At 34.7% G+C, this 21076-nt stretch carries 22 protein-coding genes; 13 read left to right on the top strand and 9 right to left on the bottom strand.

Annotated features, from left to right (window positions below; translation table 11 throughout):
* Nucleotides 1-35 precede the first annotated feature (35 nt).
* The 4 genes from hisF (at nucleotide 36) to MR053_RS10365 (ending at nucleotide 3023) form a co-directional block, all read left to right on the top strand.
* On the top strand, nucleotides 36-791 hold the full coding sequence (hisF, locus tag MR053_RS10350; RefSeq protein ID WP_242132362.1) for an imidazole glycerol phosphate synthase subunit HisF: 756 nt from the start codon (nucleotides 36-38) through the stop codon (nucleotides 789-791).
* Between the two features lie 48 nt (nucleotides 792-839).
* Nucleotides 840-1433 carry a bifunctional phosphoribosyl-AMP cyclohydrolase/phosphoribosyl-ATP diphosphatase HisIE gene (gene hisIE, locus MR053_RS10355; RefSeq protein WP_242132363.1) on the top strand — a complete coding sequence of 198 codons (594 nt, stop codon included), beginning with the start codon at nucleotides 840-842 and terminating at the stop codon, nucleotides 1431-1433.
* A 61-nt stretch (nucleotides 1434-1494) separates the two neighbouring features.
* Nucleotides 1495-2271: a tRNA pseudouridine synthase A gene (locus MR053_RS10360; RefSeq protein WP_242132364.1), complete on the top strand. Its 777-nt coding sequence runs from the start codon at nucleotides 1495-1497 to the stop codon at nucleotides 2269-2271.
* A gap of 74 nt (nucleotides 2272-2345) precedes the next feature.
* Nucleotides 2346-3023: a DUF2461 domain-containing protein gene (locus MR053_RS10365; protein WP_242132365.1), complete on the top strand. Its 678-nt coding sequence runs from the start codon at nucleotides 2346-2348 to the stop codon at nucleotides 3021-3023.
* A gap of 5 nt (nucleotides 3024-3028) precedes the next feature.
* Here the strand turns inward: MR053_RS10365 and MR053_RS10370 are convergent, their stop codons facing one another.
* A complete protein-coding gene (locus MR053_RS10370) occupies nucleotides 3029-3445 on the bottom strand; it encodes a glyoxalase (protein ID WP_242132366.1) in 417 nt (138 codons plus the stop codon).
* A gap of 137 nt (nucleotides 3446-3582) precedes the next feature.
* Between MR053_RS10370 and MR053_RS10375 the strand changes: the two genes are divergently transcribed.
* The 5 genes from MR053_RS10375 (at nucleotide 3583) to leuB (ending at nucleotide 9369) form a co-directional block, all read left to right on the top strand.
* Entirely contained in the window at nucleotides 3583-4470 is an 888-nt protein-coding gene (locus tag MR053_RS10375; protein ID WP_242132367.1) for a DUF72 domain-containing protein, read from the top strand.
* A gap of 227 nt (nucleotides 4471-4697) precedes the next feature.
* Entirely contained in the window at nucleotides 4698-6092 is a 1395-nt protein-coding gene (gene leuC / locus MR053_RS10380; protein ID WP_242132368.1) for a 3-isopropylmalate dehydratase large subunit, read from the top strand.
* Nucleotides 6093-6140: 48 nt separating this feature from the next.
* On the top strand, nucleotides 6141-6737 hold the full coding sequence (gene leuD, locus MR053_RS10385) for a 3-isopropylmalate dehydratase small subunit (RefSeq protein WP_242132369.1): 597 nt from the start codon (nucleotides 6141-6143) through the stop codon (nucleotides 6735-6737).
* Between the two features lie 4 nt (nucleotides 6738-6741).
* Nucleotides 6742-8265: an alpha-isopropylmalate synthase regulatory domain-containing protein gene (locus MR053_RS10390; RefSeq protein ID WP_242132370.1), complete on the top strand. Its 1524-nt coding sequence runs from the start codon at nucleotides 6742-6744 to the stop codon at nucleotides 8263-8265.
* 45 nt (nucleotides 8266-8310) lie between these two features.
* Nucleotides 8311-9369, top strand: coding sequence for a 3-isopropylmalate dehydrogenase (gene leuB, locus MR053_RS10395; protein ID WP_242132371.1), 1059 nt, complete (start codon nucleotides 8311-8313; stop codon nucleotides 9367-9369).
* A 39-nt stretch (nucleotides 9370-9408) separates the two neighbouring features.
* On the opposite strand, the gene MR053_RS10400 is transcribed toward leuB, so the two are convergent.
* Nucleotides 9409-10671 carry a mechanosensitive ion channel family protein gene (locus tag MR053_RS10400; protein ID WP_242132372.1) on the bottom strand — a complete coding sequence of 421 codons (1263 nt, stop codon included), beginning with the start codon at nucleotides 10669-10671 and terminating at the stop codon, nucleotides 9409-9411.
* Nucleotide 10672: 1 nt separating this feature from the next.
* A complete protein-coding gene (locus tag MR053_RS10405) occupies nucleotides 10673-10951 on the bottom strand; it encodes a DUF3817 domain-containing protein (protein ID WP_242132373.1) in 279 nt (92 codons plus the stop codon).
* A 204-nt stretch (nucleotides 10952-11155) separates the two neighbouring features.
* On the opposite strand from MR053_RS10405, the gene MR053_RS10410 reads away from it, so the two are divergent.
* Both MR053_RS10410 and MR053_RS10415 read left to right on the top strand, forming a co-directional pair.
* On the top strand, nucleotides 11156-13264 hold the full coding sequence (locus MR053_RS10410) for an elongation factor G (RefSeq protein ID WP_242132374.1): 2109 nt from the start codon (nucleotides 11156-11158) through the stop codon (nucleotides 13262-13264).
* A 15-nt stretch (nucleotides 13265-13279) separates the two neighbouring features.
* On the top strand, nucleotides 13280-13660 hold the full coding sequence (locus MR053_RS10415) for a hypothetical protein (protein ID WP_223548450.1): 381 nt from the start codon (nucleotides 13280-13282) through the stop codon (nucleotides 13658-13660).
* A gap of 96 nt (nucleotides 13661-13756) precedes the next feature.
* On the opposite strand, the gene MR053_RS10420 is transcribed toward MR053_RS10415, so the two are convergent.
* Nucleotides 13757-14374: a YqaA family protein gene (locus MR053_RS10420; RefSeq protein ID WP_242132375.1), complete on the bottom strand. Its 618-nt coding sequence runs from the start codon at nucleotides 14372-14374 to the stop codon at nucleotides 13757-13759.
* A gap of 132 nt (nucleotides 14375-14506) precedes the next feature.
* On the opposite strand from MR053_RS10420, the gene MR053_RS10425 reads away from it, so the two are divergent.
* Entirely contained in the window at nucleotides 14507-14686 is a 180-nt protein-coding gene (locus MR053_RS10425) for a hypothetical protein (protein ID WP_242132376.1), read from the top strand.
* Between the two features lie 241 nt (nucleotides 14687-14927).
* Here MR053_RS10425 and MR053_RS10430 read toward each other — a convergent pair whose 3' ends face one another.
* The 4 genes from MR053_RS10430 to MR053_RS10445 form a co-directional block, all read right to left on the bottom strand.
* Complete coding sequence (locus tag MR053_RS10430; RefSeq protein ID WP_242132377.1) at nucleotides 14928-16085, bottom strand: DUF7486 family protein; 1158 nt, start codon at nucleotides 16083-16085, stop codon at nucleotides 14928-14930.
* A 149-nt stretch (nucleotides 16086-16234) separates the two neighbouring features.
* Nucleotides 16235-17158: a metallophosphoesterase family protein gene (locus MR053_RS10435; RefSeq protein ID WP_242132378.1), complete on the bottom strand. Its 924-nt coding sequence runs from the start codon at nucleotides 17156-17158 to the stop codon at nucleotides 16235-16237.
* 125 nt (nucleotides 17159-17283) lie between these two features.
* On the bottom strand, nucleotides 17284-18243 hold the full coding sequence (locus MR053_RS10440; RefSeq protein ID WP_242132379.1) for a CPBP family intramembrane glutamic endopeptidase: 960 nt from the start codon (nucleotides 18241-18243) through the stop codon (nucleotides 17284-17286).
* A gap of 9 nt (nucleotides 18244-18252) precedes the next feature.
* Nucleotides 18253-19287, bottom strand: a complete 1035-nt coding sequence (locus MR053_RS10445; RefSeq protein ID WP_242132454.1) for an o-succinylbenzoate synthase — start codon at nucleotides 19285-19287, stop codon at nucleotides 18253-18255.
* A 51-nt stretch (nucleotides 19288-19338) separates the two neighbouring features.
* Between MR053_RS10445 and MR053_RS10450 the strand changes: the two genes are divergently transcribed.
* Nucleotides 19339-20241, top strand: a complete 903-nt coding sequence (locus MR053_RS10450) for a sterol desaturase family protein (protein ID WP_242132380.1) — start codon at nucleotides 19339-19341, stop codon at nucleotides 20239-20241.
* On the opposite strand, the gene MR053_RS10455 is transcribed toward MR053_RS10450, so the two are convergent.
* A complete protein-coding gene (locus tag MR053_RS10455) occupies nucleotides 20236-20913 on the bottom strand; it encodes a metal-dependent hydrolase (RefSeq protein ID WP_242132381.1) in 678 nt (225 codons plus the stop codon). The two genes, MR053_RS10450 and MR053_RS10455, sit on opposite strands and share 6 nt — an antisense overlap.
* Nucleotides 20914-21076 lie beyond the last annotated feature (163 nt).

Consider the following 21076-nt stretch of genomic DNA (forward strand, 5'->3'; position numbering starts at 1 on the left):
TTATTGGGGTTGCAATGCCATAAAATATAGAAGTTTTGCTTACAAAGAGAATTATACCTTGTTTAGATATTAAAGATGGACGTACCGTAAAAGGGGTCAATTTTGTTGATTTGAGAGATGCGGGAGATCCCGTTGTTCTTGCCAAGCAATATGCTGATTTGGGAGCAGATGAACTAGTGTTTTTAGATATTTCGGCTACTCTGGAAGAAAGAGCTACTGTACTGGACATGGTTTTGCATGTTGCTGAACAGGTTAATATTCCTTTTACAGTAGGTGGAGGTATTTCAAATGTAGAGCATGTTGATGCTTTATTGAAATGTGGTGCGGACAAAGTCTCCATTAATTCTTCTGCCATAAAACGTCCAGAATTAATAAATGAATTGGCCGATAAGTTTGGTAGCCAATGTGTGGTTGTAGCCATAGACGCTAAACAAATTGATGGAAAATGGAAAGTACATTTGGCAGGAGGCAGCATTCCAACAGAAATGGATTTATTTGATTGGGCCAAAGAAGTTGAAGAACGTGGTGCAGGTGAAATCCTGTTCACATCTATGGATCACGATGGGACTAAAAATGGATTTGCCAATAATGCACTTGCAAAGTTATCAGACGAATTAAACATTCCGATTATAGCTTCTGGTGGAGCTGGAAACATTAAGCATTTTATTGATACCTTTAAAGAGGGTAAAGCTGATGCCGCTTTGGCAGCCAGTGTCTTTCATTTTGGGGAAATACCTATTCTAAAATTAAAACAAGAATTAAAAAAGAATAATATAGAAGTACGATTGTAATTAAACCGTCTTACCTAATTTATTTAAGCATCTCAAAAATTAAGAACCATGACTATAAAATATGACGAAAATGGACTTGTTCCAGCCATTATTCAAGATGTCACAACCAAAAATGTGTTGATGCTTGGCTATATGAATGAATTAGCCTACCAAAAAACCATAGAAACTAAGCAAGTAACTTTTTTTAGTAGAAGTAAAAAACGACTATGGACAAAAGGTGAGGAAAGTGGTAATGTTTTGAATTTGGTGAGCATTAAAAACGACTGTGATAATGACACACTTTTAATTCAAGTCAATCCTGTTGGGCCAGTATGTCATACAGGTACAGATAACTGTTGGGGTGAAGAAAACAATTCTTCTTATGGTTTTTTCTCAACTTTAGAAGATGTAATAGCCGAACGTATTAACAATAAAGACACCAAAAAATCTTATGTAGCGAGTTTGTTTGCAAAAGGCATTAATAAAATCGCCCAAAAAGTAGGAGAGGAGGCTGTTGAAACTGTTATTGAAGCCATGGTTCACAATGATAAAGATTTTTTATATGAATCAACTGACCTATTGTTCCATTACCTTATTTTACTGCAAGCCAAAGGGTTTACACTTAAAGATATTGAAGAAGAGCTAAAGAGGAGACATAAGTAAAGTTGGAATTTAGATATTAGAAGTCAAAGCTTTATAACTAAATCAAATAAATTGTTGTATTTTGAAAAAGTATTTTTACGTTATCTCCATTCAATATTTAGGTTACAGATTTCATGGTTGGCAAAAACAGCCCAATGTAAAAACACTGCATTTAATGGTAGACCGAACCTTAAATTATATTTTAGAAGGTAAGTATTTTAAAACACTTTGTGCAGGACGTACCGATGCTATGGTTTCAGCCGAACAGGCGGCTTTCGAATTATTTCTGGACGAACCTATACAAGATCAAAATGCTTTTTTAGAGCTTTTTAATTATAACCTACCTCAAGATATTCGAGCATTAGATATTCTTGAAGTTGACGAAAAGTTCAACATCATTCAACATTCAAAAGTAAAAGAATACAATTACTTGTTTGCTTATGGGGAAAAATGTCATCCATTTTGTGCGCCAATTATGACAACCATTTTAGATTATTTGGATATTGAAATAATGAAACAAGGAGCTAAATTATTTGAGGGAAAACATTATTTTAAATCATATTGCTATAAGCCAACCGATAATGGCATTTATAATCGTGAGATTATAATGTCTGAACTCATTGAAAATACAATTTATAAGGCAAACTACTTTCCTGATAAAACATATTTATTTCGTGTAAAAGGACAAGGTTTTATGCGTAACCAAATCCGTTTAATGATGGGCGCTTTAATCGACTTGGGTAAAGGAAAACTAACTTTAATGGATATTGAGGATAGTTTACTTTTACATAGTAAAAAAAGAATAGAATATATTGCTCCAGCTTCCGGGTTAATACTTAAGAACATTGATTTTTTGTAAACCAAAATGTTAACTTAACCATAATAGTCCTAGTAAAATATAGGTTTTTTGTATTTTAGAAAAAAAATTCATCTATGAGTATAGTAGTACCAAAATCGGCATTAGATTTTTTTAAAAAATTAGAAAAAAACAATAATCGTGACTGGTTCAATGAAAATAAAAAAGAATTCAAGGTCATTGAAGCAGAAGTAAAACAGGTTTACAACACGGTTTTAGATAGCCTTAATAATCATGACGATATCGATAAGCTTAAAATGTTTCGCATCTATCGTGATGTAAGGTTTTCTAAAAACAAATTACCATACAAAACCCATTTTGGTGGTGCCTTTCACAGATCAAAACCCAAATTAAGGGGCGGTTATTATTTACATATTCAACCCAACAATGAGAGTTTTATTGCTACAGGTTTTTGGGAGCCAGAGCCAGTTGATTTATTGCGTATACGAAAAGAGTTTGAAATGGATGATGAAGAAATTAGGCAAATTATAAATGAAAAATCATTTAAAGCTATTTGGGGGGGCTTTGTGGGAGATGAAGTAAAGACTGCACCAAAAGGATTTAGTAAAGATCATAAAGCCATCGATTTAATAAAAAAGAAGCAATATATATTTGTTAAAAAGTTTACCGACATGGATGTATTGGATGTTAATTTTCTTAACGAAGTAGACCAAGCCTTCAAGGCCATTCGTCCATATTTTGATTATATGAGTGAGGTGTTGACTACTGATTTGAACGGAGTGTCCTTAATTTAACAAAATTAAACTGCAGTTAGATACTCAGGTTTTTCAAATAATTGAATATTGCTTAATAAGCGCTCCTTAACCAGATTCATCATGCGTTTGTTCAAGGCAGAAGAATTTTCAATGTAAATAGCGTATTCTTCCAATGTAAATTGACCTATAACCATGCCTTTTAAAGAGTTTCTAAATTTCATGTCCTTATGTATGGCATTTTCAATGTAGTCAATACGCTTTTCTAATGTTAATCCATAAAATACCGATTTGTGCTTAACGATATAATTTCTAAAAACCACAATAAACAATTCCTCTTGTAGTTTAATTACCGGGCGTAGTACTAAATTCTGAAAACGCTCATCACTACTCATGTTGTCATTAATGGTAGCAGTTAATACCTCAGGTCTCGTCTGCTTTAGGTTATGGTCTCTTGTGTTCATGATTCGGTGTTTTAAATAAAAATAGAGATTATTGGTACAGGTAATGACCATAAGTTTTCTAATTATTAACTAGGTTATCAACATAATGGTTTTCCTTATCTTTAAACCATTTAATAATTTAAATCAGCAAACGACATATGAAATTTGGAAGTGTAGACAATCCTGAAGCTATTGATTTTACCCTACCAGAAGACCATCCAGACACAAAAGAAGTATTGGTTAAGGTTAAGGATGACAGCACCCCTGAGATTTATGTGGGCTGTGCTAAATGGAACAAAGCAGACCTTAAAGGGTTTTATCCAAAGGACACCAAGGATGAATTGACATATTACTCAAAACAGTTTAATTCCATAGAGCTTAATGCTACATTCTACCGTATTTTTCCTGCGGAACAATTCTCCAATTGGTATAATAGAACACCTGAAAACTTTAAGTTTTTTCCAAAACTCAATCAGGAAATTAGCCATTGGAAGCGTTTGAACAATATAAAAGAAGTAGTTGAACATTATATCTACAACACCTCCAACTTAAAAGAAAAATTAGGCACCATGTTTTTACAAATGCACAATAATTTTGCACCAAAGGATTTTGATCGGGTAGTTGGTTTTGTAAAAGAGTGGCCAAAAGAAATACCCTTAGCCATAGAATTTCGGCATACCGATTGGTATAATGATAAGGTCGTAGCTGAAGAATTATATCAATTATTGGAAACTCATAATATTTCCAATATCATTGTAGATACAGCAGGTAGGCGTGATTTACTTCATATGCGATTGACCAATCCTACGGCATTTGTAAGATATGTAGGTGCAAACCATGTAACGGATTATACCCGATTGGACGACTGGATAGAGCGTTTAAAACTCTGGAAATTACAGGGCATTAAGGAAATTGATTTTTTCATCCATCAGAACATTGAAAAAGAATCTCCCTTATTATCGGCATACTTCATAAAAAAGATTAATACTGAGTTGGGTTACAATTTAAAAATACCCAATGAGGATGACCAACAAGAGCTGTTTTAATTAGTAGTTTGTCTATAAAAATATAGTGTTTTAAAATTATTGGCATTTATATTGTTCCGTTGAAAAAAATGCAATATTTAATGTATATGTTGGTAATTTTATAAAAATTCAACAACAAAGCTCCTTAAAGTTTTAATTAATTGTAATAAGATATAACTTTGCTAACTTTTGCAGCATAATGCTCAAAACTTAAGCATTAAATTAAATTATAGTAAATAAACATATTTATGAGCAATACATTGTTTGATAAAGTTTGGGATTCGCATGTGGTTAGAAAAATTGAAGGTGGTCCAGACGTATTTTTTATCGATCGTCATTTCATTCATGAGGTAACTAGCCCAGTAGCTTTTTTAGGCCTGAAAAACAGGGGGTTGAAGGTGTTATATCCAGAACGCACGTTTGCTACGGCCGATCACAATACACCAACCATAAATCAGCATCTGCCAGTTGAAGATCCCCTTTCTGCCAATCAGTTAAGAGCTTTGGAAGAAAACTCAAAGGAGCATGGTATAAGTCACTGGGGGTTAGGGCATAAGAAAAATGGTATTGTTCACGTTGTGGGGCCAGAGAATGGAATTACTTTTCCGGGTGCTACAATCGTTTGTGGTGATTCACACACGTCCACCCATGGTGCATTTGGAGCTATTGCTTTTGGTATTGGTACTTCAGAAGTAGAAATGGTATTGTCTACGCAATGTATTATGCAGCCTAAGCCTAAAAAGATGCGCATTAATGTTAACGGACAATTAAGCAAAGGTGTTACACCTAAAGATGTTGCGCTTTATATTATTTCACAATTAACTACTTCTGGTGCTACAGGATATTTTGTGGAATATGCTGGTGATGTTTTTGAAAGCATGACCATGGAAGGCCGTATGACAGTTTGTAACCTATCTATAGAAATGGGAGCTAGAGGTGGCATGATCGCTCCAGACAATACTACATTTGCTTATTTAAAGGATAAGCCAATGTCTCCAAAAGGAGAGGCTTGGGATAAAGCTATTACCTACTGGAGAACATTGAAAACTGATGATGGTGCTTCATTCGATAAAGAGTTCCATTTTAATGCTGGTGATATAGAACCTATGATTACCTATGGAACTAATCCGGGTATGGGTATCGGTATTTCTAAAAGTATTCCTAATGCTGAAGAAGTTGAAGGCGGTATTGCGACCTATAAAAAATCCTTGGACTATATGGGTTATAGTGAAAATGAATCCATGATTGGTAAAAAAGTTGATTATGTATTTCTTGGCAGTTGTACTAATGGTAGAATTGAAGATTTTAGAGCATTTGCCTCTATCGTGAAAGGCCGTAAAAAAGCCAATCATATTACTGCTTGGTTAGTACCTGGATCTCATGAAGTAGAAGATAAAATTAAGGAAGAAGGAATTTTAGACATCATTACAGAAGCTGGATTTAGTTTAAGACAACCAGGATGCTCTGCCTGTTTGGCAATGAACGACGATAAGATTCCTGCTGGTAAATATGCCGTAAGTACCTCGAACAGAAACTTCGAAGGACGCCAAGGACCTGGATCAAGAACTATGTTGGCCAGTCCGCTTGTTGCAGCTGCTGCTGCAGTAACTGGTGTAGTAACCGATCCAAGAGAATTATTATAATCATTGAATTGACAAACAAATCAAAGATTAAACAAAAAACAATATAAAATGGCATACGATAAATTTAATATACTAACAAGTACAGCAGTTCCATTACCATTGGAAAATGTAGATACAGATCAAATCATTCCGGCTCGATTTTTAAAAGCAACTGAACGTAAAGGATTTGGAGATAACCTATTTAGGGACTGGAGGTATAATCCAGATAATACACCCAAGGAAAGTTTTGTATTAAACAATCCATTGTATGGTGGTAAAATATTGGTAGGTGGTAAAAACTTTGGTTCAGGATCTTCAAGGGAGCATGCAGCATGGGCAGTTTACGATTATGGATTCCGTTGTGTAGTGTCTAGTTTCTTTGCCGATATCTTCAAAAACAATTGTTTGAATGTAGGTGTTTTACCCGTACAAGTAAGCCCTGAGTTCTCTGAGCAAATTTTTGAAGCTATTTATAGCGATCCTAAAACGGAAATAGAGGTAAACCTTCCCGAGCAAACCATTACCATTATATCTACTGGAGCCCAGGAATCGTTTGATATCAATAGTTATAAAAAGGAAAATTTACTTAATGGTTTTGACGATATTGATTATCTTCAAAATATGAAAGACGATATACAAGCATTTGCTAACGATTTGATGCTATAAATACATGGCAACCACAAAACGAATTGAAATAATGGATACGACACTGCGCGATGGTGAACAAACCTCGGGCGTGTCGTTTTCAGCTTCTGAAAAGCTTACCATAGCAAAACTTTTATTGGAAGAATTAAAAGTTGACCGTATTGAAATTGCTTCAGCGCGTGTCTCAGAAGGAGAGTTTCAAGCCGTTAAAGCCATAACTTCTTGGGCCAATGAAGAAGGTTTTATAGACAAGATTGAAGTATTAACTTTTGTAGATAATGGTGTGTCTATTGATTGGATGCTTGAAGCAGGCGCAAAAGTACAAAATCTGCTCACCAAGGGTTCATTAAACCATTTAACCTATCAGCTTAAAAAAACACCGGAACAGCATTTTAAGGAAATTTCAGAAGTTATTGCACAAGCTAAATCTAAGGGAATAGAAACCAATGTGTATTTAGAGGACTGGAGTAATGGCATGAGGCACTCCAAAGATTATGTATTGGAGTTTTTAGCCTTTTTGGCAACCCAACCCGTTAAGCGTATCATGCTTCCGGATACCTTGGGCATTTTAACTCCAAGGGAGTCCTATGAGTTTATTTCCGAAATACGAAGCATATATCCTTATCTGCATTTTGATTTCCATGCCCATAACGATTACGATTTAGGGGTATCGAATGTCATGGAGGCGCTTAAAGCTGGAATTGATGGTTTGCATTTAACGGTTAATGGTATGGGAGAACGTGCTGGTAATGCCCCTATGGCGAGTACTATTGCTGTTATTAATGACTTTTTACCTGAAATAAAAATAGGGGTAAACGAAAAAGTACTGTATACTGTAAGTAAATTGGTAGAAAACTTTACTGGGGTTATGATTCCTGCCAACAAACCCATTATTGGGGCTAACGTCTTTACACAAACAGCAGGCATACATGCTGATGGCGACAACAAGAAAAACCTATATTTTAGCGATTTAATGCCTGAGCGTTTTGGTAGAAAACGACAATATGCCTTAGGAAAATCCTCCGGTAAAGCTAACATTCAAAAAAATTTACAGGAGCTGGGTCTTCAATTGAATGATGAGGATCTACGTAAGGTCACACAGCGAATTATTGAGTTGGGGGATAAAAAGCAAATGGTAACCAAAGAAGATCTGCCTTATATCATTTCGGATGTTTTGGATAACAGCTATGAAGAAAAAGTTAAGGTAAACTCGTATGTGTTGACCCATTCCAAAGGTCTTAGGCCTTCAACAACGGTGTCAATAACCATTGAAGATGATACGTTTGAGGAAAACGCCCAAGGAGATGGGCAGTTTGATGCCTTTATGAATGCAATTCGTAGCATATTTAAAAGAAAAAAGACGGCATTACCAGATCTTATAGATTATGCGGTACGAATTCCTCCCGGAAGCCGTTCCGATGCCTTATGTGAAACAACCATTACTTGGAAAAATTCTGAAAAGGAATTTAAAACACGTGGTTTGGATTCCGATCAAACGGTATCGGCTATTAAAGCGACTGAAAAAATGCTGAATATAGTTGTTAACTAAGAATACAGATAGATTTAAAATAAAAATAACAAATAACTAAAATACATGAAATTTAATATAGCTCTTTTAGCTGGAGATGGTATTGGACCAGAAGTTATAGAACAAGCAGTAAAAGTAAGTGATGCGGTTGCTAAAAAATTTGGACATGAGATTAATTGGAAACCTGCATTAACAGGAGCAGCAGCCATTGATGCTGTTGGCGAACCTTACCCAGATGAAACCCATGCCGTTTGTGCCAATGCCGATGCAGTGTTGTTTGGTGCCATTGGTCATCCAAAATTCGATAACGACCCTTCGGCACCCGTACGTCCAGAGCAAGGCTTGTTGAAAATGCGTAAAAAATTAGGGTTGTTTGCTAATGTACGCCCTACGTTTACATTTCCGTCATTATTGGATAAATCACCTTTAAAACAGGAGCGTATAGAGGGCACTGATTTAGTGTTTTTACGTGAATTGACTGGTGGTATATACTTTGGCGAAAAAGGCAGAAGGGATGAAGGCGAAACGGCTTATGATAATTGCGTTTATACACGTGCCGAAGTACAACGCTTAGCTAAAAAAGGTTTTGAATTAGCCATGAATCGTCGTAAAAAACTATGTTGTGTTGATAAAGCTAATGTTTTGGAGACCTCTCGTTTATGGAGAGAGACTGTTCAAGCTATGGAAAAGGACTATCCAGAAGTAGAGGTAAGTTATGAGTTTGTTGACGCTGTTGCAATGCGTTTAGTGCAATGGCCAAACAGTTATGACGTGTTAATTACCGAGAATCTATTTGGGGATATTTTAACCGATGAAGCCTCTGTCATTTCTGGATCTATGGGCTTAATGCCATCGGCTTCTATGGGTGCAGATATTGCTTTATTTGAACCTATCCATGGTTCTTATCCACAAGCAACAGGATTAAATATCGCCAACCCAATGGCAACTGTTTTATCGGCAGCTATGATGTTTGAAACCGCTTTTAATTTACCTGAAGAAGGTAAAGCTATAAGAGAAGTGGTAAACAAAGCTCTGGCTAAAGGTATTGTTACGGAAGATTTAGCCAATGGAGGAAAAGCATTTGGTACTAAAGAAGTAGGGGATTGGTTGGCTGCGAATATCTAAAAAAAGCAAGATTAAGTTATAATATAAAAAGAGTCAGAATTACTGACTCTTTTTTTGTATAGTACCAAAACCTGTGCTGGTCGGTAATTCGTATAGCCTTAAATTGAAATACGGAACGGCAGCAATTAAATGATCAAAAATATCAGCCATGATATATTCATAATTTTGCCAACGTTTGTCTTTGCTAAAACAATAAATTTCCAAAGGCAAGCCTTGGGTTGTGGGCTCTAATTGTCTGGTCATGATGATCATATCCTTGTTCACAGCCGAATGCTTTTCTATATATGATTCAACATATTTTCTGAACACTCCAATATTGGTTAAGTTTCTACCATTCAACAATAAGGACTTATCAATATTGTGGCTTTCGTTATAAGTCTCAATATCCTTTTGACGTGTATTTAAGTATTCTGAAATTAATTGAATATCTTTAAGTTTATCTGTTTCATTTTCAGATAGATAGTGTATGCTGTTTAATTCAATTATTAAAGCACGTTTAATGCGTCGTCCATCAGAATTCACCATACCTCGCCAGTTTTTAAACGAATCGGAAATTAAAGCATAAGTTGGAATGGTGGTGATGGTTTTATCGAAGTTTTGTACTTTAACAGTTGCAAGATTAATCTCTATTACATCACCATCGGCTCCAAATTTTTCGAAGGTAATCCAATCACCAATACGCACCATGTCGTTAATGGATACCTGTATACTGGCAACAAAACCTAAAATGGTGTCTTTAAAGATTAACAGGATAATAGCCGAAGCCGTTCCTATTCCAGCCAAAAACTCTAAAAATTTGATGTTACTAACAATAGCAAATGCTCCAAAAACACCAAATATCCATGCAAAAATCATAAATACTTGGATATAACTATCAACAGGCTTGTCCTTTAACCGTGGTAAGGTTTTAAAATAATCCTCGAGTGTGTTTAAAAGACTTCTAACGATCCAAAGCGTTAGTATTATAGCAAATACTTTAAGCCCTTTTTCAACAATATTTTCCAACCATTCAAATTGAAAGAGTACATGCGGTATAAATTCCAATGCAATCAATAACGGAATAATATGCGCAATGTTCCTGGGTACTTTATTGGTAATCAATAAATCATCAAAATGGGTTCTGGTCTTTCGGGCTAAATTTATAAAGGTTACCCGTACCAGTTTTCTAATTAGAAAATCCGTTAGGTAAAGAATAATCAATAAAACCAGCAAAAGCGCAAACATATTTAGATATTTGGCCGTAACTTGATTAATTCCTGTTTCTAATAAATAGTCAAAAAGTAAGCGTCTTATATCTTTCATATTATTTTAAATATTTTCTATCAATATAAAAAGTTCCAAAAGGAACAATAGCAGCTAAAAGCACATAATTAAATTTTTTTGAACTCCAGTTTAAACTGGACTTAAGCAGCATTGCTGTGGCGATATATGCTATAAATAGTAGTCCATGGGGCATACCCAGCAACTTTACATACTGCGGATTATCTAGCGTATATTTAATTGGGGTGGCAATAAAAAGTAACAGGATATAAGACACCCCTTCCAATAGAGCTATAATTCTAAAAACACTTAAAAACGACATATTATTTTTTTTGCAAAAATAGGACAGACATTGTAATATACAGGTGAATTGATATACATTTTTGTTACGGTAGTATTAAGAATATTTATAAAATGATTTTAATCATATTTTTTCGTAAATTAAGGAATTAATTTTAGGTCATCTTAAAGCCTAAATATATCTTTTTTTATTAAGGGCTATTACAAACATTTAAACCATAAGTGTATGAAAGTATTTGACGATAAGCACATTAAAAATGTAGTTTTTGTGGGTGCTCACGATAGTGGTAAAACTACTTTGGCAGAAACCATGTTATTTGAAGCTGGTTTGATTACTAGACGTGGAACAATTGAGGATAAAAATACAACATCCGATTATCATGATATTGAGCAGGAACGTCAGGCTTCAATATTTGCAACACCCTTACACACCGAGTGGCGCAATTACAAGATCAATATTATTGATACTCCCGGTTTGGATGATTTTATTGGTGAAATCATTTCATCCATCAGGGTTGGAGACACGGTTGCCGCCGTTATAAACGGTAGGCATGGCATTGAGGTTGGCACTGAAATTATCTGGAACTATACCGATAAATATAACAAGCCAACCTTATTTATTATTAATCAAATCGATCACCCCGATTGTCATTTTGATGATGCCTTAAAAAGTATTAAAAACTTAGTTGGGAATAATGCTGTCCAGATTCAATATCCTATAAAACTAGATGGTTCACACTGCATTATCGACGTGTTAAAAATGAAGTGCTACAAATTTGGACCAAATGGTGGGAAACCGGAAAAAATAGCAATTCCAGAGAACGAAAAGGAGAAGGCAGACTATTTACACAACGAATTGGTTGAAAAAGCGGCCGAAAATGATGAGGAACTTATGGAACTGTACTTTGATAAGGGTACGCTTAGTGAGGATGAAATGCGAAAAGGTATTAAGCTGGGGATGTTAAACCACGATTTGTTTCCTGTGTTTTGTGTATCTGCACTTCAGGATATGGGTACTGGTCGATTAATGGGCTTTATTGATAACGTAGCTCCAGCTGCAGCCGACTTAAAGCCAGAACAAAGTATAGAAGGCGATGAGATAACCCCTAAAGTTGATGCAACCACATCACTTTTTGTGTTTAAGACCCTTTACCAATCCAATCTGGGGCAAATTACCTTTTTTAAGGTAAAATCTGGAGAGGTAAATGTAAATGATAAGTTCACCAATTCCAGAAATGGTGAAACCGAAGTGATAAACCAACTGTTTATTATGGATGGAAAAAATAGGGAACCCGTAAACAAATTGTCGACTGGTGATATTGGAGCGACCCTAAAACTAAAGTTCACCGAAACCAACGATACACTATATACCGGTAATAAACCCATTACCATTAAACCCATTCAGTACCCTGAACCTCGTATTCAAAAGGCTATTACTGTGACCAATAAGGCCGATGATGAAAAACTTAGTGAAGCACTTAAAAAAATCCACAAACAAGACCCTACTGTACTTATTAACTATTCTAAGGAGTCTAAAGAGCAAATATTGGGTTGTCAAGGTGAACTGCATTTAGCCATTATTGATTGGACCTTAAAAAATGAATATGGTATAAACGCAACCTATAGCAAACCAAAAATAAAGTATAGGGAAACCATACAACGTTCCTCTACGGCCAATTACCGCCATAAAAAGCAGTCGGGAGGCTCTGGACAGTTTGCCCAAGTACATTTAAAAATAGAACCTTGGTTTGAAGGTATGCCAGAGCCTGAAGGCTTTAATATAAGAGGAAAAGAAGAAGTGGATTTACCATGGGGCGGTAAACTCGTTTTTTACAATTGTATTGTGGGCGGTGTTATTGATCTACGCTATTTGCCTTCTATTATGAAAGGTGTTATGGAAGTAATGGAGGAGGGACCACTTACGGGGTCTTACATCCGTGATGTTCGTGTAATGGTGTATGATGGTAAGATGCATCCAGTAGACTCTAATGATATATCCTTTAAAATAGCTGGAGCGCATGCTTTTAAAGAAGCCTTTCTAAATGCAAATCCTAAGTTATTGGAACCCACCAACGAACTAACCGTTAAGGTGCCAGAAGATATGGTAGGTAATGTTATGACCGACCTTCAGTCCAGACGTTCCATTATTCAGGGCTTTGATAACTTGGATAATTACCAAATATTAAAGTGTACCATACCAGCAGCTGAATTGTATGGCTATTCTACCGATTTAAGGTCGTTAACTCAGGGAAAGGCCACATTTAGTTCTAAATTTTCATCGTACCAACTGGTGCCAAACAACATACAAGAACAACTCGTAAAAGAAGAAGTATAATTTAATATAAATGCCATGATAGTAAAAGCAAATTATTTAAGTGATCTTAAATTCAATTTAGACACCTGGAAAAGGGAACTACAGTTTCATTTTAATGAAATGGATACGTTTGAAGAAAAATTGGAAGAAATTGCAGGCCGAACATTCGATAAACGGGCTAACATGTCCATTGAAAATTTTCAAAATAGGATCATGATAGAAAAGGCTGCCATTTCAAAATTAAAGCACCGCTGTAGAAACAAATTGGCCAATATTTATAAGGCAGATTACAACGAAAATATTGATGGTCGCTTACAAAATGAGCAAAACACCCTAAAAGATGATATGCGAACTTATATTAAGTTACATTACGATTTAAAAGAAGAAATGATGGATTTCTTCAGAGAGTGGCTTTAAAATGAATGTAATTATTATTTCACATTCATTTTATAAATAATCAGCGTTTTTTAAAAAAGCTATTGATACGATAAAAACTGTATAAATAGCTTTTTTTTATACTACATGGAAAATAACAAGCCCATACAATAAAAAGCGCAACAGTCTCAACGACCCGTAAAGTATTACACGCTTAAACGGAAAATCAATAAGACCAGCTGCAAGACAGGAAATAGAAAAGGGTAGTGGCAATAAGGCTCCAACAATGATTAAAAAACCGCCCCATTTTCTGGATTGTTTTAGTTGGGTTTTCATTTTAACCTCCATATAATTATGAACCTTGGGTAAGCTGGTTATGCCTTTACCAATCATATAAGTTAATAATCCACCAACATAGGATAGCATAGCCAATATTGTAAGATATAACCATGGTTGTTTCATTTTTCCAGCCCAAGCAATAAATATTTCTGGAGGTACAAGACCCAAAACGGTTTCTGAACCAAAAAAGAATGCCAAAACACCAAGAGTTGGTAAAGTTTCTGTTAAATAAACTAATGCGGTATTAATATTATAAAACTCATTGACAACAAAAACAGTAATTATAATAATACTTAAAAGGGGAATAGCTTGTTTAACAGAACTCCAAACAAATGTATAAAAACCAGTATAGCTATAATATTGATGAAGGAGTTGCAAACGCGATTTAGAGGTTTTATCCTTAGGTTGGTTTTTCATAGCTGGGGTATTTAAAGGCGCAAATATAAGGGAGCATTTAAAAATAAATACTATATTTATGATGAATTTAGCAATTGTCTAGCTTCAATTACATATCAATTCATTGCTATTGTTTCATAAATTAGTACACTTATGGAAACCAAAAACACTGAAACCAAAAAGAAAAAGCATGCCGATTTTCAGGATGCCTATCGGCGATCATCAAATTTTATGTCATTTAGTAAAGAGGATTATAAATCGTTTAAACTGAAAGGCAATGGTTATTTAAAATTAAATAAAGAAGAGGATAACATTGGTTTGGACAATGAATAGGGTTATGCAATGGAGTAGCAGTAATATCCCAATAGTTTAATTAAATAATTATTAGTTCAATATTCTATTTGACATAATATAAATTATAGTACACTTTTAATATTGGATTATCCAGTGGATGATTCAATATTAAAACAACATTTAGCTATGGTTTTAATAATAACCACAAGCCGCTACCAAGCGCTCGATTGTTTTATGACACAAATGAGCAAGACATTTACTTCTAGTGTTCAAAAACAGGTTATTGACTTATAGCTTTTAAATGTGCATATACTGGATGTCCTTGTACTTTCATCTCCACTGTTCTGTTAAAAATCTTAATACCTTTTACTGCATTAAGTTTTCCGTCTGGAGCAAATGCCTTAACACCGTAAAACTCCCCATTTTCGTCAATAGCTTTAACATGAATAATATTTCCTGATCTACTAATGCCTTTTATATCTAATTTTTTCTGGTCTTCTGTCAATGCCTTAATGTCGTAAATGGTACCGTCTGTTCCAATAGCCTTAATGGGGGCATACTCCTCTGAAGTTGATCTTTGCAATATTTTTACCGGTAATTCTGTACCCTCAACAAGGGCTTTTATATCCATAAAACTATGTTGTTTAGAGTCTTGTATAGCTTTTACATCAAATATATTGCCTTTTGCATCAATAGCTTTTATATCCAGGTTTTTACCATCGGGGGTTATCGCTTTAATATTCCAGATAATTCTTTCGAAATTACTTTTATAAGGCCCTTTGGTTATGTTTTTCTTTGGTAGTGTAAAATTATCTTCATTATCAGATGGATGCATTGCTTTTACATGTGCATAAATACTATGGCCTTTTAAAGTCATCTCTCTATCTTGGGAATTGATTTTTATTCCTTTAATATCATTAAGTTGCCCCGTTGGCGAAATGGCTTTAACACCATAGAACTTTCCCTTACTGGTAAGGGCTTTGATAATAACAACATTTCCAAATCTAACGACGCCTATGATTTCAAATTCCTCCCCTTCTGGAGTTATGGCTTTAAGCTTGTAAGCACTACCAGCATCTGTTATGGCTACAACAGGTGTATATTGATTTTTACTTACTAATACCTTAACAGGCAATATCTCACCATCAACAATAGCTTTTACATCTAGTAGGTTATCTTGATCGGAGTTTTGAATAGCCTTTATATCGAAAGATTCTCCTGCGTTATCAAACATTTTGATATCGAGACTTTGTCCATTTGGATGGATGGCTTTAACATTCCAATAAATAGTCTCAAATTTTACAGTATCCTTGGTTGCTGTCTTATTTGTTTTATCTTTTGAAGGGCCATTGTTACAGGCCGTTAATAAAAATAAAAAACCAATAATAAATACATTATAGCACGTAGTTTTAATAAATGAAAGATTTGAAATTTTCATGATTACTTTTAACTTTAGAATTGTTTAAAGTTAAAAAAGTACAGCCTTTTTTTTAATGACATTCGTCATATAAAGCAAATACCTTAAAAAAGGCTGCAGCGTAGTGATTCGCTTGGATATTCGAAACTCAAGTAATTCTGCTTAGTAAATCAATAAATATGGGGATAATATGTGTTTTTTAAACTTCCGTCATCAAATAATTCTAGAATGGTATACCCGGGTGGTGTTTCGTGATACCAACATTTTCCAGCAGAATCCTCATCTCCATCACCCCACCAAAAGCCGCTCATGGAGCCATTACAATAATAGTTGACATCATTATAAACAGCCTTGTCCAATAAATGCATGTGACCGCTTATACAATGAATGTTTTTGTCTTTATGTTTATAAAATAACTTGGTGATGTATTTACTATCGGTGTGGCTACCTCCATAAGGAATTGTACTAACTCCAAGAATGGGATAGTGTGTCATTACCAACACATTTGCTTCTTTGGGCATTTTAAGAAGTTCGTTTTCTAACCAGTTGCGTTGTTCTTCATCAAGGGATCCTGCATTTTTATTGTTGCTGTCTAATATTAAAAAATACCAATGCTTTTTTTTGAAACTATAGTATCTGTTTGGGATGCCTAAATTTTTCACAACATAATCCTTACCATACATGGCATCAGCTTTATCAGGCGCTGCCCACCACATATCATGGTTCCCCAAACAACTAAACATATCATATTCTATAAACTCCTTTCTGAGCGCTTTCCATAATTCCCATTGGCTGAGTACCTGATCTCTAGTGATATGTCCATAATCGGCAGCCATAATGGTATCCCCTCCATTAAGAAAAAAATCAACCTTATGCGCTTTTATGTCTTTCAAACATTTTTTAAAGCGTTCAGGGGCATTGTTGTCTTCAGATATATGAACATCTGTAATGTGGGCTATTTTTAAAAGACGTTTACGTTTTTTGTTGATTGTACATTCCTGAGATAACACAATTGGAGGCATTGCTAACACCCCTAATGAAGCAACTATCTTTTTTAAAGTTGACCTTCTTTTTTTACTAAATTCTTGATCCATTTGATTTTTTTAGTCAAACTACAAACTAATTCTTCACTATCCAAGTATTTGTAGTATTATACTTTGCCCCTGTCCTTCCAGCCTCACTCTTTATTGTTTGATATTTTGATATAAAGTCTATTAGATTATTCAACAACCCTATAATTATCTTCCATAGGTTCTTCTACCCTTCCAAACAGCTTTTCCTTCCAATTGGTCCAGCTATATCTCTTGGCTAAAATAAAAAGCAAAATGGGAAAAATCACAAATACGGGCACAAAGATTTCACCTACTCCCATAGTTTCTGGATTGCTCATATCTTTTAAAACGGAGTGTGTTTGAAACGCTGTCCAATCTGCGGTAACCAGCAATGCCGTAAATAGGTTGTTGGCAGCATGAAAGCCTAAGGCCAATTCCAAACCTTCGTCCATTAAGGTCATAATGCCTAAAAACAAACCAGTTCCTATATAATAAACCATTATCACGTAACCCAGTTTGTCAACCTCTGGATTGGCAATGTGCAACAATCCAAAAACAACCGATGTTAGTATGAGTGGTATCCATTTGTTTTTAGCAATCACACCAATGCCCTGCATTAAATACCCTCTAAACAAATATTCCTCAAAACTGGTTTGTAAGGGTACAAAAATAATGGCTATAGCACATAATACTAAAAAGGGAATCAGTTTAAAATTAAAAAGATAATGCTCCGGACTAATGTATAAATAGTCAATAATAACCATGCTACTTGATACCACGCCCCAAAGTATAAAAATAAACCAAAACCGTTTCCAATCTATTTTAGGTCTACTGGTAGTTAAGTGGGTTAAGGACTGTTTATGCAAAATCCTGCTTACAAAAATAACTGCTACCAAACCAGCAGCAAACGACAACAACATTAAAAGCAGGTTTAAATTTGGTTCCAGTAATTGCATCATTTTAGTTTCATCCAAATTATTTAGACCCTCTCCGTTGGTAAACGATTTGTATAAAACAGCGAAGGTAAAAGGTAGCTGACCTATTATAACTGCAAAAATTACAATAAATACACCTATTAAATAACGCCACCAATCATGCAATACATTAAATGCTTGTGCTATATACATATTTAAGTTTTAAAGTTTAAAGTTCCAACCAATGTTAAGATTATAATGTAAATTACCATTTTCTACTTGTAAGGGAGAATCAAAATTATTTGTAAACAACCCTCCTGTGCCAAGGCCCTGTGGTAGTTGGCTATGCTTGCTATAGGTATATTGTGCTATAGCATTTAAACCTACATTACTCTCTAACGCACTGGTAATCCACCATCCTATGTTTTGTTGCTCGGCCAACTCTATCCATAAATCACTTCCTTGAAAGCCACCAATTAAACTGGGTTTTAAAATAATATAATGTGGATTTATGGTTTGTAGCAACTTTTGTTTTTTTGTTACAGAAAAAACACCTATTAGCTCTTCATCCAAAGCAATTGGTAATGGCGTCTGTTCACAAAGTTTAGCCATTTCTTGCCACTGGCCTTGTTTTATTGGCTGTTCTATGGAATGTAACTGATGGTCCGATAAGAATTTTAATTTTTCCATAGCTTCAGGTGCTGAAAAAGCACCATTGGCATCTACCCTAATTTCAATGTCCTTAGGGCCAAATTCTTGTCTAATGGATTTTATTAGGCCTAATTCTGTTTGAAAATCGATGGCTCCAATTTTCATTTTTATACAAGTAAATCCAGCTTCAATTTTTTCCTTTATTTGTTGCTTCATAAAGGTTTCACTGCCCATCCATATTAGGCCATTAATGGGGATACTATCGGTTCCATCAATAAATGGTGACGGAAATAAATGAAAAGGATTGTTAGAAGCTAAGGATTTGAAAGCCGTTTCTAAACCAAATTGTATGCTTGGTAGTTCCACAAGCTCACTGAACAATTTATCTAAGCCTAAGTCAATATTATCGCATGCCCATTTTAATTGTTCTTCAAAATCGGGTCGGTCATCAATAGAAAGCCCTCTAAAAAGGCCACACTCCCCCACTCCAAACTTATCTTTTTCGAATATAACAATAAACCAAGTTTCCTTAGTTTGTAATATACCTCTTGATGTACCGCTGGGTTGTTTAAATTCTAGGATGTGTTTTTGGTAACTAGCCGTCATGATGTTGCCAAAAATAATCATTTATTTTTGTATTTTAGATAACCAATATTTATGTCAACATTTCCCAACATAATTGTATATGCGATTCCTTTTTTTATAGCAGCAATGCTTATAGAATTATATGTTACCACTAGAGACAAACTTAGGTCTATCAAGGGATATGAGACTAAAGATGCTTTTGCTTCTATAGCTATGGGACTGGGTAATGTACTTTTGGGATACTTTAGCAAAGCTTTAATCTTTTGGTGTTTCTTTCTTATATATGACAATTACAGGGTATTTACAATTCCAGTTACATGGTGGAGTTTTATACTTCTTTTCTTTGCAGATGACTTGAGTTACTATTGGTTCCATAGAATTTCACATGAATGCCGATTGTTTTGGGCATCTCATGTGGTGCATCATTCGTCATTACATTATAATTTAAGTACGGCCTTGAGACAAACATGGTCTGGAGGATTCTATGCTTTTATATTTTGGATTTGGCTACCACTTGTAGGGTTTCATCCAGGTATGATTGTATTCCAGATGTCGGTTAGCTTGTTGTACCAGTTTTGGATTCATACCGAAGCTATTGATAGGATGCCAAAATGGTTTGAAGCTGTTATGAATACACCTTCACACCACAGAGTACACCATGGTAGCAACCCCTTATATTTGGATCGTAACCATGCGGGTATTTTAATTGTTTGGGATAAATTATTTGGTACTTTTCAACCTGAGCTTAAAAAAGAAAAAGTTATTTATGGTTTGGTGAAAAACATTAATACCTATAATCCTATTAAGATTGCATTTGAGGAATGGTATAATATGTTTAAAGATGCTTTTTCTGGGAATAAAGCATTTAAAGATCGATTAAATTATCTTTTAAAGCCTCCTGGATGGAAACACAATGGTAGCGGACAAATAAGTAATGATTTGCGGGAGGAATGGCTTAAAAAGAACAAACTATAGTTCAATGCTTGCTCCTATATCAAGCAACATTAGGTCTTTATTTTTATTAAAAAATTTACGTTTGGCTTCTTCATGGTCAATTTCAATATAACCAAAGGTATCGTAATGATACCCCAATACTTTATCACATTGTACAAAGTCACTAGCAATTATAGCGTCGTCTATTCCCATAGTAAAGTTGTCGCCAATAGGCAATATAGCTAAATCCAAATTAGTTTGTAACGGGATCAACTTCATATCATAAGTCAAAGCTGTATCTCCGGCAATGTAAATGTTTTTATGTTCACCTTCAATAACAAACCCCCCTGGCTGTCCACCATAACTACCATCTGGAAACGAAGAGGTGTGTATGGCATTAACATATTTTACATTTCCAAATTCAAAATCCCATTGCCCGCCATGGTTCATGGGATGTCCTTCTAAACCTAATTTTTCGAAATGGGAAATAATCTCAAAGTTTGAAACAAGTACAGCATCAGTTCGTTTAGCGATGGTTTCAACATCTAGAATATGATCTTGGTGTGCATGTGTAACCAAAATATAATCAGCTTCCAATTTATTAATATCAATATGAGATGCTTTTGGGTTTCCTGATATAAAAGGGTCTACTAGAATTGTAACATTATTAACTTCTATTCCTAGGCTAGCATGGCCGTAATAGGTAATCTTCATAAGTTTATATATTTCTATAGTTATACATCTACACGCTAAATAAAGACGTGTAACGACCAAAAATTATTTTACTACGTCACAATACTTTAACAAAGATGTTTTATTTAATACTTTTTGATTCAGAAAAATACTGATTTTAACTAAGAATTAAAAATTGTTTTAA

The sequence above is a fragment of the Aestuariivivens marinum genome, from assembly GCF_022662175.1.
Lineage (GTDB): Bacteria > Bacteroidota > Bacteroidia > Flavobacteriales > Flavobacteriaceae > Aestuariivivens > Aestuariivivens marinum.